General features: G+C 71.5%; 17 protein-coding genes. 8 read left to right on the plus strand and 9 right to left on the minus strand.

The features are described from left to right. Nucleotides 1-112: 112 nt before the first annotated feature. From ACWC1K_RS49665 to ACWC1K_RS49700, 8 genes are all read right to left on the minus strand, one after another. The gene (locus ACWC1K_RS49665; RefSeq protein WP_450840700.1) at nt 113-895 is read right to left on the minus strand and encodes an SGNH/GDSL hydrolase family protein; all 783 of its coding nucleotides are present in this window, start codon (nt 893-895) and stop codon (nt 113-115) included. 69 nt (nt 896-964) lie between these two features. After that, on the minus strand, nt 965-1,987 hold the full coding sequence (locus ACWC1K_RS49670; RefSeq protein WP_450840701.1) for a hemolysin family protein: 1,023 nt from the start codon (nt 1,985-1,987) through the stop codon (nt 965-967). Beyond that, on the minus strand, nt 1,984-3,330 hold the full coding sequence (locus tag ACWC1K_RS49675; protein ID WP_450840703.1) for a hemolysin family protein: 1,347 nt from the start codon (nt 3,328-3,330) through the stop codon (nt 1,984-1,986). Before ACWC1K_RS49675 ends, ACWC1K_RS49670 begins: the two co-directional genes overlap by 4 nt. Before the next feature lie 169 nt (nt 3,331-3,499). Next, entirely contained in the window at nt 3,500-3,925 is a 426-nt protein-coding gene (locus ACWC1K_RS49680) for a GNAT family N-acetyltransferase (protein ID WP_450840704.1), read from the minus strand. Nucleotides 3,926-4,038: 113 nt separating this feature from the next. Next, complete coding sequence (locus ACWC1K_RS49685) at nt 4,039-5,688, minus strand: serine/threonine-protein kinase (RefSeq protein WP_450840705.1); 1,650 nt, start codon at nt 5,686-5,688, stop codon at nt 4,039-4,041. A gap of 358 nt (nt 5,689-6,046) precedes the next feature. Then, nucleotides 6,047-6,688 (minus strand): hypothetical protein, encoded by a 642-nt coding sequence (locus ACWC1K_RS49690; RefSeq protein ID WP_450840706.1) that lies wholly within the window; start codon nt 6,686-6,688, stop codon nt 6,047-6,049. Between the two features lie 367 nt (nt 6,689-7,055). Continuing rightward, nucleotides 7,056-9,623 carry an ABC transporter permease gene (locus tag ACWC1K_RS49695; RefSeq protein ID WP_450840707.1) on the minus strand — a complete coding sequence of 856 codons (2,568 nt, stop codon included), beginning with the start codon at nt 9,621-9,623 and terminating at the stop codon, nt 7,056-7,058. 4 nt (nt 9,624-9,627) lie between these two features. Beyond that, nucleotides 9,628-10,443: an ABC transporter ATP-binding protein gene (locus ACWC1K_RS49700; protein WP_450840709.1), complete on the minus strand. Its 816-nt coding sequence runs from the start codon at nt 10,441-10,443 to the stop codon at nt 9,628-9,630. 198 nt (nt 10,444-10,641) lie between these two features. On the opposite strand from ACWC1K_RS49700, the gene ACWC1K_RS49705 reads away from it, so the two are divergent. Both ACWC1K_RS49705 and ACWC1K_RS49710 read left to right on the plus strand, forming a co-directional pair. Further along, the gene (locus ACWC1K_RS49705) at nt 10,642-10,881 is read left to right on the plus strand and encodes a toxin-antitoxin system HicB family antitoxin (protein WP_351479459.1); all 240 of its coding nucleotides are present in this window, start codon (nt 10,642-10,644) and stop codon (nt 10,879-10,881) included. 4 nt (nt 10,882-10,885) lie between these two features. Further along, the gene (locus ACWC1K_RS49710; protein ID WP_450840711.1) at nt 10,886-11,260 is read left to right on the plus strand and encodes a fic family toxin-antitoxin system, toxin component; all 375 of its coding nucleotides are present in this window, start codon (nt 10,886-10,888) and stop codon (nt 11,258-11,260) included. Nucleotides 11,261-11,270: 10 nt separating this feature from the next. Here the strand turns inward: ACWC1K_RS49710 and ACWC1K_RS49715 are convergent, their stop codons facing one another. Next, entirely contained in the window at nt 11,271-11,966 is a 696-nt protein-coding gene (locus tag ACWC1K_RS49715; protein ID WP_450840712.1) for a class I SAM-dependent methyltransferase, read from the minus strand. Nucleotides 11,967-12,292: 326 nt separating this feature from the next. Here ACWC1K_RS49715 and ACWC1K_RS49720 point away from each other — a divergent pair, with 326 nt between their 5' ends. The 6 genes from ACWC1K_RS49720 to pqqE form a co-directional block, all read left to right on the plus strand. Next, entirely contained in the window at nt 12,293-13,429 is a 1,137-nt protein-coding gene (locus ACWC1K_RS49720) for a PQQ-dependent sugar dehydrogenase (RefSeq protein WP_450840713.1), read from the plus strand. 46 nt (nt 13,430-13,475) lie between these two features. Further along, nucleotides 13,476-13,616: a pyrroloquinoline quinone precursor peptide PqqA gene (pqqA, locus tag ACWC1K_RS49725; RefSeq protein WP_450840714.1), complete on the plus strand. Its 141-nt coding sequence runs from the start codon at nt 13,476-13,478 to the stop codon at nt 13,614-13,616. A gap of 8 nt (nt 13,617-13,624) precedes the next feature. Further along, nucleotides 13,625-14,524, plus strand: coding sequence for a pyrroloquinoline quinone biosynthesis protein PqqB (gene pqqB, locus ACWC1K_RS49730; protein WP_450840716.1), 900 nt, complete (start codon nt 13,625-13,627; stop codon nt 14,522-14,524). Continuing rightward, nucleotides 14,521-15,288 (plus strand): pyrroloquinoline-quinone synthase PqqC, encoded by a 768-nt coding sequence (gene pqqC, locus ACWC1K_RS49735; protein ID WP_450840717.1) that lies wholly within the window; start codon nt 14,521-14,523, stop codon nt 15,286-15,288. Before pqqB ends, pqqC begins: the two co-directional genes overlap by 4 nt. Further along, nucleotides 15,285-15,557, plus strand: coding sequence for a pyrroloquinoline quinone biosynthesis peptide chaperone PqqD (pqqD, locus tag ACWC1K_RS49740; protein ID WP_450840719.1), 273 nt, complete (start codon nt 15,285-15,287; stop codon nt 15,555-15,557). Before pqqC ends, pqqD begins: the two co-directional genes overlap by 4 nt. Next, on the plus strand, nt 15,554-16,756 hold a 1,203-nt coding region (pqqE, locus tag ACWC1K_RS49745; RefSeq protein WP_450840720.1), incomplete at its 3' end, for a pyrroloquinoline quinone biosynthesis protein PqqE. The genes pqqD and pqqE, both read left to right, overlap by 4 nt.

The raw sequence follows: 16,756 nt of genomic DNA on the forward strand, positions 1-16,756 counted from the left end.
CCAAAACTCCCCCCCCCCGCCAAAAACTCAGCCCCTCCGGCGTTTGAGGAGCGGGGGTCCGGGGGCCGGCCCCCGGGTCGGGACGGGAAGGGGCGGCGGGGGCGAACCCCCCTTACGCCGCCGGGCCCTCGTACGGCAGGAGTTCCGGGCGCTTGGCCGGGCGGCCGTCGCCCGAGGAACGGCCCGTCAGGCGGCGGCCGATCCACGGGAGCAGGTGCTGACGGGCGAAGCGGACGTCCGCCACTCGCCGCGCGGCCCACCCCGGAGGCGGGGTCGCCGCCATCGGCGTGTGCCACTCGGCGTCCTCGGGGTCGTAGCCCAGCGTCTGCCACACGGCCTCGGCGACCCTGCGGTGCCCCTCCGCCGTCAGGTGCAGCCGGTCGACGTCCCACATGCGGGGGTCGGCGAGCGACGGGGCCCCGTACAGGTCGACGACCAGCGCGTCGTGCTGTGCGGCGAGCTCGTCGACGGTGGCGAACAGTTCCTCCATGCGCGGCCGGAAGCGGTCCAGGACCGGCCCCTGGCGGCCCGGGCTGCGCATCAGCACGAGCTGCTTGCAGGCGGGGGCCAGCCGCTCCACGGCCTCGGTGAGCAGGTCCCGTACCCGCCCCATGTCGCACTTGGGCCGCAGGGTGTCGTTGAGGCCGCCCACCATCGTGATCACGTCGGGCTGCATGGCGGCCGCCACGTCGACCTGCTCCTCGACGATCTGCCCGATCAGCTTGCCGCGCACCGCGAGGTTGGCGTACCGGAACCCGGGGTTGACCGCGGCCATCCGTCCGGCGAGGAGATCGGCCCAGCCTCGGTAGGAGCCGTCCGGCAGCAGGTCCGACATGCCCTCGGTGAAGGAGTCGCCGACCGCGACCAGGCTGGTGTGTATGGGGTTCTTCTGCATGGCGGAAGAGATGGTATCCCGGTTCCATACCCGTCGGTCGGTCGGCCCCCGCTCGTTCGAACGGACGGCTCAGGCCCGCTGCCCGAACAGCTCCCGCAGCACGTCCTCCATGGTCACGAGACCGGCCAGCCGGCCGTCGCTGCCGAGTACGGCCGCCAGGTGGGTGCGGCTGCCGCGCATGGCCGTGAGCACGTCGTCCAGCGGTGTGCCTTCCCGCACGCGCGCGATGGGCCGCATGTCCCGCACCCGGAACGGCACGTCCCGGCCGGGGGCGTCCAGCGCGTCCTTGACGTGCAGATAGCCGACGATACGACGGCCCTCGTCGACCACCGGGAAGCGGGAGAAGCCCGACTGGGCCGACAGCCGCTCCAGCTCCTCCGGGGTGACGCCCACGCGCGCGTAGACGACGCCTTCCAGCGGGAGCACCACGTCGCGCACCGGGCGACGGCCCAGCTCCAGCGCGTCGTGCAGCCGCTCCAGCGCGCGGTCGTCGATCAGCCCCGCCTCGCCCGAGTCCCGCACGATCCGGGCCAGCTCGGCGTCCGAGAAGGTGGCCGCGACCTCGCCCTTGGTCTCCACCCGCAACAGCTTCAGCAGGGTGTTGGCGAAGGCGTTGATCGCGAAGATCACCGGGCGCAGCGCCCGCGCCAGGGCGACCAGCGGCGGCCCGAGCAGCAGCGCGCTGCGCACCGGCTCCGCGAGCGCGATGTTCTTCGGCACCATCTCGCCGAGCAGCATGTGCAGATACGTCGCCAGGGTCAGCGCGATGACGAAGGACACCGCATGGCCTGCGGACTCGGGCACGCCCACGGCGTGGAACACCGGCTCCAGCAGATGCGCGATGGCCGGTTCCGCGACCACACCCAGGACCAGCGTGCACAGCGTGATGCCGAGCTGCGCGGCCGCCATCAGCGCGGACACGTGCTCCAGGCCCCACAGCACGCTCTTGGCCCGGCGGTCGCCCTCCGCGTCTCCCTCCACATACTGCTCGATCTGCGAACGCCGTACGGAGATCAGCGCGAACTCGGCGCCGACGAAGAAGGCGTTGACGACGAGGGTCGCAAGGCCGATCAGCAGTTGTACGGCGGTCACTTCGTGCCCTCCCGGTTCGTCGTCCCGTTCGCCTCGTCCTCGAACGGTGCGTGCATCAGCACCCGTGCGGCCCTGCGGCCCGAGGCGTCCACCACGTCCAGCCGCCATCCGTTGACCTCGACGGAGTCGCCCACGGCCGGGATGTGGCCGAGCTCCGCCGCGACGAGACCGGCCAGCGTCTCGTACGGCCCCTCCGGCGCCCTGAGCCCGACGCGCACGAGTTGGTCCACCCGGGCCGAGCCGTCCGCCGAGTACAGCGAGCGGCCCGCGTCGTCACTGCCCGCGGGGGCCAGGTCGGGCGTCTCGTGCGGGTCGTGCTCGTCCCGCACCTCGCCGACGACCTCCTCGACGATGTCCTCCAGGGTGGCCACGCCCGCGGTGCCGCCGTACTCGTCGATGACGACGGCCATGGTGCGCTTGCCGGACAGCCGGTCGAGCAGCCGGTCGACCGTCAGGGTCTCGGGGACGAGGAGCGGTTCACGCATCAGCTCGGAGACATGGGTGTGCCTGCGGCGGTCGGCCGGTATCGCCAGGACGTCCTTGATGTGCGCGGTGCCCACGACCGAATCGAGGCTGCCGCGGTAGACCGGGAAGCGGGACAGCCCGGTCGCCCTGGTCGCGTTCGCCACGTCCTCGCAGGTGGCCTGGACATCGAGGGCGATGACCTGGACGCGGGGCGTCATCACGTTCTCCGCGGTCAGGTCGGCGAGGTTCAGGGTCCGTACGAACAGCTCCGCGGTGTCCGCCTCCAGGGCGCCCTCCTTGGCGGAGTGCCGGGCCAGCGCGGCCAGCTCCTTGGGGCCGCGCGCCGAGGCCAGCTCCTCGGTGGGCTCCAGGCCGAAGCGGCGCACCACGTGGTTCGCCGTGTTGTTGAGGTGGCTGATGAAGGGACGGAAGACCGCACTGAACAGGCGCTGCGCGTTGCCGACCCGCTTGGCCACGGCCAGCGGCGAGGAGATCGCCCAGTTCTTGGGCACCAGCTCGCCGACGACCATCAGGAAGACGGTGGACAGGGCCGTACCCAGCACCAGGGCGAGCGAGCTCGCCGCCGAGGGCGAGATGCCGAGTGCCTCCAGGGGGCCCGCGATCAGCTTGGCGATCGACGGCTCGGCGAGCATGCCGACGACCAGGTTGGTGACGGTGATGCCGAGCTGCGCGCCGGAGAGCTGGAACGTCAGGCTCCGGACGGCCTTCAGGGCGCCCGCAGCGCCCCGCTCGCCGCGCTCCACGGCCCGTTCGAGCTCGGCCCGCTCGACCGTGGTCAGCGAGAACTCGGCCGCGACGAAGGCGCCGCAGGCGAGCGACAGCAGGATCGCCACCAGCAGGAGGAGCACTTCGGTCATCGGGTCACCTCCGTCCCATCGTCGGACAGGGGCGGGAGGAACGCGCGATGTCGTGTACTGCGCGCACTACTGGGAGGCTCGCCCATGGGCGGACGCTCACACCTTTCATCGGAGGGCCACAACTGATCCGTATACGGTCACCCCAATGGTAAAGGATCGGCAAAGGTGATCAGGCTGTGAGGTGCTTCACCCAGCGCCGCCAGTGCTCTTCGGGCGCGTACCCGGCCGCCCGCCAGGCATGCTGCCCGGTCTCGTTGCGCACCAGCACCATCGCGTCCCCGCGCCGGCCCCCGAGCCGTACGAAGCGTTCCTCGGCCGCGGCCAGCAGCGCCGAGCCGATGCCCTGGCGGCGGCGGTCCGGGTGCACCGCCAGCCGGTACAGATGGCAGCGCCAGCCGTCGAAGCCCGCGATCACTGTGCCCACCAGCTGTCCGTCCCGCTCCGCCAGCAGCAGCGCCTCGGGGTCGCGCGCCACCAGCCGCTCGACCCCGTCCCGGTCGTCACTGATGCTCGTGCCCTCGGCGGCCGTCCTCCAGAAGGCCAGGACGTCGTCGAGGTCGTCCGGGGTCGCGCTACGCATGCAAAGATCACTCATGGGGCGAGCCAAGCAGATGATCAGCCTCTCTGGCGAACGGATTCTGTGCCGGGGAATGGACCTCCTGACGCCTGGTCCTCGGGATCGCTGACGTGGTCGGTGTCGGCCGTGGATCAGGAGGAGCGGGTCAGCCGTGAGGGTGCGCCCGCCGTCTGGCTGCCCTCGTCGCCCAGGGACAGGGTGTTCGCGCCCGTTTTCGTCAGGGTGTAGATGTTGCCCCGCACGCACAGCACGGCGTTGGACGGGTCCGTGGGAGTGCTCGTGGCCGCCTCGAAAACCATCGACGACGTGTGCGTCTCCCGCAGGCGCAGGGTCTCGGTGCAGCCGATGTCCTGGCCGCTGTCGGCGTCGGTCACGTGGCTGACCTGTCGGCCGACGATGTCGCCCCGGGACGCCGCGTGCAGGGTGACGGTCACGGACACCTTGTTCGTGCGTGCGTTCACGACACCGTCGCCGGAGGCACTGCCGGGTCCTGTTCCCTTCCAGGTGCCCACCCAGGAGGCGGGCAGGGCGTCCGTCGCGGTCGCGCCGGACGAGGACGGAGCGGGGGATGTCGGTGTGGAGGTGTGGCCGCCTGCCGTCCCGTCGTCGGTGCCGTGCGGCCAGGCCAGGGCGGCGACGACGGCTGCGGTCGCCGCCACGCCCGCGGTCACGGCGGCCGTGCGCAGCCGTGCGGCACGCCGACCGGGCGCGGAGGCGGCCCCAACTGGGGCGAGGCCACGAGCGGTTCCGGCGTCGGTGGCCGGGGGGTGCAGGGGGCCGACGGGCGGCCCGTAGGCAGCGTGCGATCGGGAACCGATGCCCTCACCCGGCGGTCCGAACCCGGCCGGCGGCGCGGGGTGCGGGGGCGGCGGCAGCACCGGGCGCTTCAGCACCGCCTGCGCTGCGGTTTCCCTCGCGGCGATGTCCGCGGACAGATCCGACGGCAGGGCCGCTGTCCAGCCGCCGGGGGAGGCGCCGACGCGGTCCAACAGCTCGTCCGCGGTCGGGCGGGCCTGCGGCGACTTGTGAAGGCAGGCGGCGAGCAGCGGCGCGAGCGTCTCCGGCACGCCGTGCAGCGTCGGCTCCTCGTGCACGATCCGGTACAGCAGCTGCGCCGCCGAGGGGTTTTCGCCCGGGTGCAGGAAGGGGCCGATGCCGGTGGCGGCATACACCAGCGTCGCCCCCAGGGAGAAGACGTCGCCGGGTTCGGCCGATATCCCGCCGGTCGCCTGCTCCGGCGCCATGTATCCCGGCGACCCGATGACACCGCCCGTGCCGGTGAGGCGGGTGTCGTCGGCGGCACGGGCGATGCCGAAGTCGATGAGCAGGGGGTGACGGCGGGCCAGGAGCACGTTGGACGGCTTCACGTCACGGTGGGCGAGGCCGGCCCGGTGCACGGCCCGCAGCCCTTCGGCGAGTTCCGCGGCCAGGGCCCGGACGGTGCCTTCGGGCAAGGGGCCGGTTCGCCCGACCCAGTCGGCGAGGGAGGGTGCGGCGACGTACTCCGTGGCCAGCCACTGCGGGCGCTGCCCGGCGGGGCTGTGGTCGACGACCGACACCGTCCAGGCGGACCGCACTTGGTCGCTGCTGGCGATCTCGCGGGCGAACCGTTCCTCGAAGCCGGGGTCCAGGCCGAACTCGGGCCGCAGTGTCTTCAACGCCAGCAGCCGCCCGGAAGCCGTACGGGAAAGGAAGACCTGTCCCATGCCGCCGGCGCCGAGATGCGCCAGCAGCGGGTAGCCGCCGACGGCCGACGGATCCCCGGGCTCCAGGGTCCTCATGTTCTCTCCGGGCGGTACTCGGGCCGCAGCAGGGCGGGACATCCTGGGCGGAGAGCACACGAACCCGCCCCGTATCGGCGTGAGTTTAAGCCACGCGTGACACGTTCACATCAGTTCGGATGCGGCGGGCACAGCGGGCCCGACCGGTCGATCAGCGCAGTACGGCCGCCGGCAGGTCGGCGCCCAGCGTCGCCGGATCGGGCAGGTTGAGAGTGTGCAGCAGCCGTACCGGATGCGCCGGCGCCTGCCAACGTCTTCGTCCGGGGGCCCACCCGGACGCAGCGGAGGAGTGGCGGGCCGAGACGGGCGAGGCGTGGTGGGAGGAGAGCGAGGACCCGGCGCCGCGGCGCCGCGTGGCTCATAGGGCGTGAACGGAACAGTCGCCGGCCGGCAGGGCCACCATACGGTTGGTCTGGGCGACGTCAATGCGTACGCCTGCTGCGGGCCTGTCGAAGTGGACGTATGCGGCGTATCCCTCGCCCTGAGAAGTTCCGGTGCGGTAGAACTCGATGTGCTCGACCGGCTCGACGGCGACGAATGACGCGAGAAGCGCTTCCAGGAGGCAATGGGGGCACTCTTCCGCCACACGGAACCGGCGCCGCGACGACTTTCCGTTCAGGTTCGTGGTGACCAACAGGTCGCCACCGGTGTCGAGTTCCAGGCACATCCAACGCAGCCGAGGTTCGTCGGACAGGCGGTGCAGCTCCTGCTCCACCCCGGTTCTGTCGGACTCCACGGGCGGTGTCAGCGCCCAGATTTTCTCCACGAGCCGGTCCACCCGCTCGGGGCTGTTCAGGAAGCGCAGTATCAGCAGCATCGCGACCAGGTCGGCGAGATACCACGCCATGCGCCAGCCGTGCATGTCGTCGTTGGCGTAAAGCAGCACGCCGGTCAGGGCGTACAACGCCGGCACCAGGATGCGCCAGCGGCGTTGCCGGGCCATGCCGTAGTAGGTGGCCAAGGGCACCACGGCCAGACTCAGCAGCTCCAGTTCTCTCATCCCCACCCCTCCCCGCGCGCGGCACGCGCGAACCCGGGCCGATGATATGGGCAGTTGGCGGAGCGTGGCTGTACGTCCGGCATGGGCGTTTTCAGGTCAGTGCCCGTTTTCTTGCGGCTCTCGGCCGGCCGCCGGTAGCGCCCCACGCTCTCCGCAAGTTCCCCGGCCCCGACCGGCAGCAGCCGTCCCGTGGTGCTGCCCGGCCCCAGGCGCGCACCCGTGAACGCAGCGGGAGTTGGACCGGCTGCTCGGCCCCGGGGGACTGCCCCGCCGCGGGCGCGGCGTCGAGCACGTTGACACCGAAACGGAACGGACCCGGCATGAACTCTCCTCACCAGTAAGGGACTTGAGCCTGGCCGCGATTGCGTCACTCGTGCGCGATGGCCGCCAGCACATTCATGCGCGAGGCACGCAACGCGGGCAGCAGCGCCGCCACGATGCCCACCACCGCGGAGCCGATCACCACCGCGACGATCGTGGTCCACGGGATCGCGAGCGCCTTCATGCCCTGCAGCGCCAGCACCTGCTGGGTGCACACACCCCACACCAGACCGAGCGCGAGCCCGAGGACCGCGCCGAACACCGCGATCACCACCGACTCCAGCCGGATCATCCGGCGCAGCTGCCGCCGGGCGAGCCCGATGGCCCGCAGCAGCCCGATCTCCCGGGTCCGCTCCACCACCGACAGGGCGAGGGTGTTGACGACGCCGAGCACCGCGATGATGATCGCCAGCCCCAGCAGCGCGTACACGAGGTAGAGCAGCACGGCGATCTGGTCGTGCACCAGCTTCTTGTAGTCGGCCTGGTCGCGGGCCTGGACCTGCGGGAACGGCTTGAGGGTGTGCTCCAGGTTCCTGCGGAGCTGGTCGGCGCTCGTGCCGGAGGCCTTGTTGACGTACAGCGCGGAGTCCTGCCCGCCGGGCACGTACTTCTCGACCGTCGCGATCCCGAAGAACAGCCCGCCCTGCATGCCGAAGCCCTCGGCCTGGTCCTGGTCGGTGAGGGCGCCGACCTTCAGCTCGGTCCTCCGGCCGGCCGGGAACTCGACGGGGATGGTGCTGCCGATCCTGACGTCGTGCTTCTTCGCGAACTTGACGTCCATGCCGATGCTGCCGCCCGCCAGCGCCGTCGCCGTGTTCCCGGCCGCATAGGTCACGTGCGCGACGTCGTCGACTCCGTCGTCGTAGCCCGCGGCGGTGGTCTCGATGCGCTTGCCGTCCGGGAGACGAACGGCCACGGGTGCGAAGCGCTGCCGTACGACGAGGCCGACGCCCGGCGTGGAGCGCACCTTGTCGGTGACCTCCTGGTTGAAGGGCACGAAGTTGGTGTTCTGGACGATGAAGTCGGCGCCCAGCGTCTTGTCGATCTGCTGGTCGAAGGACTTCGACATGGAGGCGCTGGCCACGGACATGCCGCCGACCAGGGCGAGGCCCACCATGAGGGCGGCGGCGGTGGCGCCGGTACGGCGGGGGTTGCGCAGGGCGTTGCGCTGGCTCATACGGCCGACCGAGCCGAACAGGGCCGGGAAGGCCCCGCCCAGGACCCGGATGACCGGGCGGACCAGCAGCGGGCCCGCGATCACCGTCGCGATCAGGGTCAGGACGACGCCGAGCCCCAGCAGCGAGGCCGACGAGGCCGTCTTCGTCGCCGTGGCACAGCCGACCAGGGCCGCCGCGCCCAGCGCTCCCACCACCGAGCCGACGATCGCCCGTGTCCTGAGCGGCTTGCCGATCCCGGCGATCTCGGCGTCCGCGAGCGCGGCCATCGGGGAGACGGTCGCCGCGCGCCGGGCCGGCAGATACGCGGCCACGAACGTGACGCCGACCCCTACGACGTACGCCGCCACGGGGGTTCCCCACCCGACCACCATCTCCGTGGTCTTGAGGTTCATCCCGAACACGCTCATCAGCTTGATCAGCCCGGCCGCGAGCCCGATGCCCGCCGCCAGACCCAGCGTCGAGCCGACCAGGCCGAGCAGGATCGCCTCGGTGAGCACGGAGCGGCGCACCTGCCGCCGGTCGGCGCCCAGGGCCCGGAGCAGGCCCAGCTCCCGGGTGCGCTGGGCGATCAGCATGGAGAAGGTGTTGACGATCAGGAAGATGCCGACCAGGACGGCGATCCCGGCGAAGCCGAGCATCACGTACTTGATGACGTCGAGGAAGCCGCCGAGGTCCGAGGCGGCCGACTTGGCCTGCTCGTCGGCGGTCTTCACGTCGTAGGCGGCGGTGTCGACCACGGCCGCGACACGCGTCTTGAGCTGGGCGTCGCTCACGCCCTTCGCCGCGTCGGCCTGAATGCTGGTGGCCTTGTCCGCGGAGCCGAGCAGCTGGGCCGCCGCCGTCTTCGGGTCGAGGAAGACGAGGGCCGCGCCCGGGTTGGTCGTGGTGAAGGTGGCGATACCGACGACCCTGACGTTGAAGGTGCCCGGCTGGGCGAGCACGGTCAGGGTGTCGCCGATCTTCACGTGTTTCTTGTCGGCGGTGTCGGCGTCCAGGAGCGCCTCGCCGCCGCCCTGCGGGGCGTGACCCGAGGTCAGCTTCACGGGGCTGCGATCGGTGAGGTACCAGTCGGAGGCGATGGTGGGTGCCCCGGTGGTCGGGCCGACCGACTCGTTCCTGCTGTCGACGACGGTGATGTTCTGGACGCTGACGTCCGCGTGGGTCGAGGCGACCCCCTCGACCCTCGCCACCCGCGCCGCGAGCGAGGCGGGCACGGTCTCGACCGCACCGGTCGGCACCTGGGACTTGAGGTCCTGCTTCGGCTCCACGGTCACATCGGCGGAGGTGGAGTGGAAGAGCCGGTCGAAGGTGCGGGTGACCGTGTCGGAGAAGATCAGACTGCCCGCGACGAAGGCCACGGACAGGATGATCGCCAGCGCGGAGAGCAGCAGCCGCCCCTTGTGGGCGAGGAAGCTGCGGAGCGTCGCCTTGAGCACGGTGTCAGTCCTCCTCGGCGGGAGCAGTGCTCCCGTCGAACTGGCTGCGGATCACGTCGAAACGCTTCATTCGTTCGAGTACGGCCTCCGCCGTCGGCCGCTCCATCTCGTCGACGATGCGTCCGTCGCCGAGGAAGAGCACCAGGTCGGAGTGGGCGGCGGCGCCCGGGTCGTGGGTGACCATGACGACGGTCTGGCCGAGGCTGTCGACGGCCTCGCGCAGGAAGGCGAGCACCTCGAGGCCGGCCCGTGAGTCGAGGTTGCCGGTCGGCTCGTCCGCGAAGATCAGCTCCGGCCGGGAGGCCAGCGCCCGCGCGCACGCCACGCGCTGCTGCTGACCGCCGGACAGCTGCGAGGGACGGTGCTTCAGCCGGTCCCTCAGGCCGAGGGTGTCGATGACCTGGTCCAGCCACTTCTCGTCGGGCTTCTTGCCCGCGATGTCCATGGGCAGGGTGATGTTCTCGGCCGCGTTCAGTGTCGGGATGAGGTTGAAGGACTGGAACATGAACCCGATCCGGTCCCGGCGCAGCCGGGTCAGCTCGCGCTCCTTCAGCCCCGTGATCTCGGTGTCGCCGAGCCACACCTGGCCGGCCGACACCGAGTCGAGCCCCGCCAGACAGTGCATCAGCGTGGACTTCCCGGAGCCCGAAGGCCCCATGACGGCGGTGAAGCGGCCGCGCGCGATGTCCACGTCCACCGAGTCCAGGGCGAGCACGGTCGTCTCGCCCGAGCCGTACGCCTTGGTCAGACCGCGGGCGCGGGCCGCGATCCCGTCGGCCGACGCATGGCCGGGGGCATGCTCCGCAGCTGCTGTGGACAACGCTGCCTCCTCGCTCGCTCGGGGTGTCGACTCCTTCGTCCTGGCCGAGGGTAGTGTGATACCGCCCACATCGGATATCCACCGAAGGTCGTGGACGGTCTCCACCGCAGGTCGGGTCCCTGATTCCGATGTAAGGGACACGCTCCACCCGCGGGAGGAGCTCTTGTCGTGCTAGCACTTCGGCGCTAGCTTCGGAGTATGGCGAAGACCCAGCTGAACGTGAGAGTGGACGAGGGCACGGCCCGCGCCGCCCGCGAGCGTGCCCTCGCCCGTGGCATGAGCGTCAACCGCTACATCGAGGAACTCGTGAAACAGGACACCGGAGAGGTCGGCCAGACGTTCGTCGAGGCGGCCGCCGACTTCATGAAGCAGTACGAGGCGGTCTTCGCCGAGGAGTTCGCCGGCGAGGACGACAGCACGCGCGAAGGCAGCCGCTGATCCCTTGAGCAACCTCAGCATCGATCTCGCCTGGCTCCTCATGCTCGCCGAACAGAAGACGCCCGGCGACCCGCAGGTCACCGACTGGGGTGCCCTCGTCGCGGCCGTCGCGCGCCACGAGGCCGAGATTTTCGACGTCCCCGTCTACGACAACCCGCACGCACGCGCGGCGGCTCTGCTCCAACTCCTCATCCACGTCCCCGCGCTGGAGCGCTCGAACGCCCTCTTCGCCTCGGCCGTCGCGTACGCCTACCTCGTCGCCAGCGGCTTCAGGGTCACCACTTCCCCGGTGCAGGTGCGCGATCTGGCCCGCCTGGTCAAGAAGGGCAACGCCACGGTGTACGACATCGCGGCGGAACTGCGCGGCTGGACCATGTGAGCAGGGCGTCTCAGGTCCCCGTTCCGTCGGGCTCCGGCCGCCACGCCGTGCCCAGCACGCAGTACGAGGTGGGCAGCCTCGGCCCCTTCTGAGGCATCAGCATCCGCCGGTAGGGGCCGAGCTCGAACCCGGCCTCGCGCAGTGCGGCGACCGGGTCGCGGGCCAGATGGCAGCCGCCGTTGAGGGGCGGCCACAGCGTGCGGTCCAGGGCTCGCTGGGTGAAGGTCATCGCCGGTCCGCCGCCGCGGCCGTGCTCGAAGAACCGCACCACGCCGCCGGGCCGCAGCACCCGCCGTATCTCCGCGAGCGCCCGCGGCACGTCCCGCACACTGCACAGCACCAGCGAGATCACCACCGCGTCGAAGGCCTCGCTCTTGACGGGCAGTGCCTCCGCGGCACCCGGGGCGACATCCACCGGCACCTCGCAGCGGAGGGCGGCGTCGAGGGCCAGCTGCCGCAGCCGGCGCTCCGGTTCGATCGCCACGACCTCCGAGACGGTCCTCGGATAGTGCGCGAAGTTCAGTCCGTTGCCCGCGCCGATCTCGATCACCCGCCCGGACAGTCCGGACAGGAGCCGGTCGCGGACGCCGCCCATGCCCAGCCGGGTCTCGGCGGTCACGCTGATGCGGGCGTAGGAGCGGGCGAACAGCGGATGGTGCACGGGATCCCGCGTCATCTTGGTGACGCCCGGGGACCGTAGCGGCATGAGGACCTCCTCGACGGGACGGGCCTACCGCGATTCTCCCCCGTACGGGCCCCGCGCACCCCCGCCGGTTCAGGCCCGGGAGATCGCCGCCCTCCTCGCCCTCGGCCCCCGCACGCTCGACCACCATCCGCGGGGCGTGTTCAGCCGGTTGGGCATCCGCTCCCGGATCGACCTCCGAAGCGGCTCACCTGAATGGCGGACATGCCATCAATTGTCATGATTTCAATACAGGCTGTAGCTATGTCCGCGAAATACGCTGCCCTTCGCGAGCGTGTGGACACGCCGCGTCACGACGGTTCACTCGAGGAATGACGAAGGGCGCCGACATGACAGACCCAGGCCGCTCGGTGCGGCGTCCATCCCGGATCGTTCTGGGCTCGCTCGCCGCCGCGGCCGCACTGCTCGCGGCCGGCCTGCCGCAGTCGGCGCCCGCCGCCGCAGCGCCGTCCACCTCCGCACGCACGGCTGCCGCCGCGGACGGCGGTAATCCGACGGACGACGTCAGCACGCTCTCCACCGGATGGCAGACGCCCTGGGAAATCAAGTTCATGCCGGACGGAGGCTCGGCGCTGGTGACCGAGCGGCTCACCTACCAGGTCTACCGCCTCGACCGGGACGGGCGTAAGACACTGGTCGGAGAAGTGCCGAACACCGTCCCCGAACCCTATGACGACGGCCCCGGCGGCCTGTTGGGCGTCGCCCCGTCCCCCAGCTGGAACGGCACGACCGACAAGCAGGTGTTCTTCGTGCACACCACGAGGACCCGGACCGAGGTCGTCAGAATGGACTACGACGGCAGGTCGCTCTCGAACTACAAGGTAGTGCTCGGCGGAATCAAGAGGGTCGGCAACCACAACGGCGGCCAGATCGCCTTCGGCCCCGACGGCTACCTCTACGTCTCCACCGGCGACGCCTACCAGCCGAAGCTGGCGCAGGACAAGAAGTCGCTCAACGGCAAGATCCTCCGTATCACCAGGACCGGCGCCGCGGCCCCCGGCAACCCGTTCGGCACCCGCGTCTACAGCTACGGCCACCGCAACCCGGAGGGCCTGGCCTGGGACCGCAACGGCCGCCTGTGGGAGACGGAGGTCGGCGACCAGACCTGGGACGAGATCAACCTGATCAAACCGGGCGCCAACTACGGCTTTCCCGCCTGCGAGGGCGGCTGCGACGTCAAGGGCATGACCACCCCGAGGGTCGTGTTCCACCCGGAGTGGGGCGTGCCCGCCCAACTCGTCATCGTGGACAACGTGATCTATGTGACGTCGCTGCGCGGCAAGCGGCTGTGGCGCATCCCGATCGACGGGGACAGCGAGTTCACCGGCACGCCGGTCGACTTCTACCCCGGCCGGTTCGGTCGTCTGCGCGCCATTGCCAAGGTGCCCGGCGCCGACGAACTGTGGGTGGGCACCAGCGACCTCGGGTACGGCAAGGACAAGATCCTCCGCGTCTCCCTCAAGTGACCCTCCCTGCACATCCAGAAACCCCACCGGAGAGGACGTATCACCCATGAACGAAGCCACACAGCAGCTCAAGCCGGTCGAGCGGATCGCCTCACAGGACACGGCCGGCGCCACCTGGCAGACGCCCGCCTACGAGGTCGTCGACACCGCGCTCGAGGTCACCGCCTACTCGCTCAGCTCCCGCTAGCCGACGCCATGCTGCTGCTGGTACTCGGCACTGCCGCCGGCGGCGGCATCCCCCAGTGGAACTGCGCGTGCTCCGGATGCTCCGGGGCACGCGCCCACCCGGGCCGGCGCCGCCGTCATGCCTCCCTCGCCGTACGGACCGACGACGGCCGCTGGTACCTCGTCAACGCGACACCCGACATCGGGGACCAGATCGAAGCCAGGCCCGAACTCCACCCTGGGCCGGGCCGCCGGCAGACGCCGATCGCCGGACTGGTCCTCACCGACGCCGAACTCGACCACACGCTCGGCATCGCGCGGCTGCGCGAGGCAGACGGACTCCAGGTGATCTCCACGGCACCGGTCCGGCGAGCGCTCCTGGACCGCCTGCACCTCGGCGACGTACTCGCGCCGTACACCTCCATCACCTGGCGGGAACTGCCGCCGCGCGGCGCCGAGCCCTTGGAGCGCGGCGCGTCGGGCCTGCAGATCAGCGGTGTCCCGGTGTCGGGCAAGCGCCCGCGGTACGCCGCCGACGCCCCGGACGACGACGCATGGGTGGTGGCGCTGCGCCTGTACGACCCGGCCTCCGGCGCCACCGCGCTCTACGCACCCGCCCTGGCCGCCTGGCCGGACCGCTTCCAGCAGGCCGCCGCCGAGGCCGACTGCGTCATCGTGGACGGCACCTTCTGGGACGACGAGGAGCCCCGCCGCACGGGCATCTCCGAACGCACCGCCACCGGCATGGGCCACCTGCCCATCGAGGGACCGGGCGGAACCGCCGAACGCCTGGCCCGCCTCTCCGCCCGCTGCCTCTACACCCACCTCAACAACACCAACCCCCTCGTCGACCCGGCCGCGCCCCAGCACAAGCGGCTCGCACGGCTGGGCCTCGAGGTGGCGTACGACGGGATGGTGATCGACCTATGAGCACGACAGCACTGAATACGACAGCACTGAGTACGACCGCCCTGAACACGGCGCCCGACCCGCTCGCCGAGCCCTGGCGCCCCGCGGAGTTCGAGGCCCGACTGCGCGCGGTGGGGGAGGAGCGCTATCACGACAGCCACCCCTTCAACCTCCGGATGCACAGCGGCGATCTCAGCCAGGACGAGCTGCGCCGCTGGATCGTCAACCGCTTCCACTACCAACGCCACATCCCCGTCAAGGACGCCCTGATCACGGCCAAGCTGGACACCCCGGTGCTGCGCCGGATGTGGCTGCGCCGCATCCAGGACCACGACGGGCAGCAGGACCGTGAGGGCGGCCTCGACCGGTGGCTGCGGCTCGCCGAGGCGGCCGGCCTGCCCCGTGAGACGCTGCTCGCCGGCGACGGCGTGCTGCCGGGCGTACGGCTGGCGGTCGACGGATACGTCAACTTCTGCCGGCTGCGCACGCCCCTCGAAGCCGTTGCCGCGTCGCTGACGGAGCTGTCCGCCCCGGATCTGATGCGCACCCGCATCGAGGCCTTCCAGCGCCACTACCGGTGGATCGAACCCCAGGGCCTCGCCTACTTCCGTACCCGGGTCTCCCAGGGCCGGCGCGACAGCCGCGAGGCACTCGACCTGGTGCTCGGCTGGGCCCGCACCCGGGACGAGCAGGAACGGGCCCTGGCAGCGCTGCGCTTCAAGTGCGACGTCCTGTGGTCGCTGCTCGACGCCGTGGACCAGGCGGGACGCCGGGAGCAGGGGTGAGTACGACGTCGGTGACCGACTGGCGGCCCGTGCCGGCACCCGCCGTCCTCCTGCGGCACGACCACACCCGGGACACGGACCTGTTGCTCCTTCCCGAACGTGTCGTCGTGCTGCAGGGCGCGGCCGGCGCGGTCGTCGCCCTGTGCGACGGCTCCCGCCGCGTGCGCGACATCGTCGACGAACTGTCCGAACGCTTCCCCGGCGCCCCCGTCGCCACCGACGTCCCTCCGTTCCTCGAACGGCTGCACAAGGAGGGCTGGCTGCGATGACCCTCACCGATCCGACCGCCCCCGCCCCTCGGGCGCCCGCGCCGGCCCGGCCCTGGGCGCTGCTGGCCGAACTCACCCACGCCTGCCCGCTGCACTGCGGGTACTGCTCCAACCCTCTGGAGCTGACCCGGCGTTCACGCGAGCTGACCGGCGGGCAATGGGCGGACGTGATGCGCCAGGCGGGCGGGTTCGGCGTGGTCCACACCCATCTCTCGGGCGGTGAACCGCTGCTGCGCCGGGACCTGGAGCAGATCGTCGCCGCGGCCGAGGCCGCCGGGATCTACACCCAGCTGGTCACCAGCGGTGTGGGCCTGGACCGGGAGCGGCTCGGCGCGCTCACCGCCGCCGGGCTGCGCAGCGTCCAGCTGTCCGTCCAGCATGCCGACCCGCGCGCCTCCGACCGGATCGCCGGACGCCGTTCCTTCGGCGAAAAGGAACGCGCCGCCGCACTCGTACGGGCCGCGGGCCTCCCGCTGGGGCTCAACGTCGTCCTGCACCACGGGAACCTCGACGCGATCGACGCCGTCGTCGAACTGGGCCTGTCCTGGGGCGTGGACCGCATCGAACTGGCCAACGCGCAGTTCTACGGCTGGGGGCTGCTCAACCGCGCGGCCCTGCTCGCCACGCGCGAGCAGCTCGCCCGGGCACGGGACGCCGTCGAGCGGTGGCGGGAGCGGCTCACTCCGGACGGCCCCGAGCTGGTCTGGGTCGTCCCCGACTACTTCGACGGTGCGGCCAAGCCGTGCATGGGCGGCTGGGGCGCGGTCTCGCTCACCGTCACCCCGGACGGCACCGTCCTGCCCTGCCCGGCCGCGGCCTCGCTGCCGGATCTGGATCCGCCGAACATCCGGGACCATCCGCTGGCCTGGATCTGGGACCATTCCCCGGCCTTCAGCCGCTACCGGGGCACCGACTGGATGGCCGAGCCGTGTCGCAGCTGTTCCCGCCGAGAGGAGGACCACGGCGGCTGCCGCTGCCAGGCGTACGCCCTCACGGGCGACGCAGCCCGCACGGATCCCGCCTGCCGGCTCTCCCCCGACCACGGGCTGATCCGGGCGCTGGCCGACGACGGCACGGCCGGGCGACCGGCGATCAGGCGGCGGGTGCCGGGCCGGCCTCTGGGGGCTGCCGCCCGGCGCAGGGCGTCGCGCAGCTCGCTTATGGTGGGCCGGTCCTCGGGCGTGGGGGCGAGCGCGTCC

The sequence above is a fragment of the Streptomyces sp. NPDC001492 genome (assembly GCF_053597275.1).

Bases quoted from the DNA above. Each gene is read 5' to 3' on its own strand.
- ACWC1K_RS49665 (WP_450840700.1), bottom strand. From the start codon at position 895: ATGCAGAAGAACCCCATACACACCAGCCTGGTCGCGGTCGGCGACTCC.
- ACWC1K_RS49675 (WP_450840703.1), bottom strand. From the start codon at position 3,330: ATGACCGAAGTGCTCCTCCTGCTGGTGGCGATCCTGCTGTCGCTCGCC.
- ACWC1K_RS49680 (WP_450840704.1), bottom strand. From the start codon at position 3,925: ATGAGTGATCTTTGCATGCGTAGCGCGACCCCGGACGACCTCGACGAC.
- ACWC1K_RS49685 (WP_450840705.1), bottom strand. From the start codon at position 5,688: ATGAGGACCCTGGAGCCCGGGGATCCGTCGGCCGTCGGCGGCTACCCG.
- ACWC1K_RS49690 (WP_450840706.1), bottom strand. From the start codon at position 6,688: ATGAGAGAACTGGAGCTGCTGAGTCTGGCCGTGGTGCCCTTGGCCACC.
- ACWC1K_RS49705 (WP_351479459.1), top strand. From the start codon at position 10,642: ATGGCGAAGACCCAGCTGAACGTGAGAGTGGACGAGGGCACGGCCCGC.
- ACWC1K_RS49715 (WP_450840712.1), bottom strand. From the start codon at position 11,966: ATGCCGCTACGGTCCCCGGGCGTCACCAAGATGACGCGGGATCCCGTG.
- ACWC1K_RS49720 (WP_450840713.1), top strand. From the start codon at position 12,293: ATGACAGACCCAGGCCGCTCGGTGCGGCGTCCATCCCGGATCGTTCTG.
- pqqA (WP_450840714.1), top strand. From the start codon at position 13,476: ATGAACGAAGCCACACAGCAGCTCAAGCCGGTCGAGCGGATCGCCTCA.
- pqqB (WP_450840716.1), top strand. From the start codon at position 13,625: ATGCTGCTGCTGGTACTCGGCACTGCCGCCGGCGGCGGCATCCCCCAG.
- pqqC (WP_450840717.1), top strand. From the start codon at position 14,521: ATGAGCACGACAGCACTGAATACGACAGCACTGAGTACGACCGCCCTG.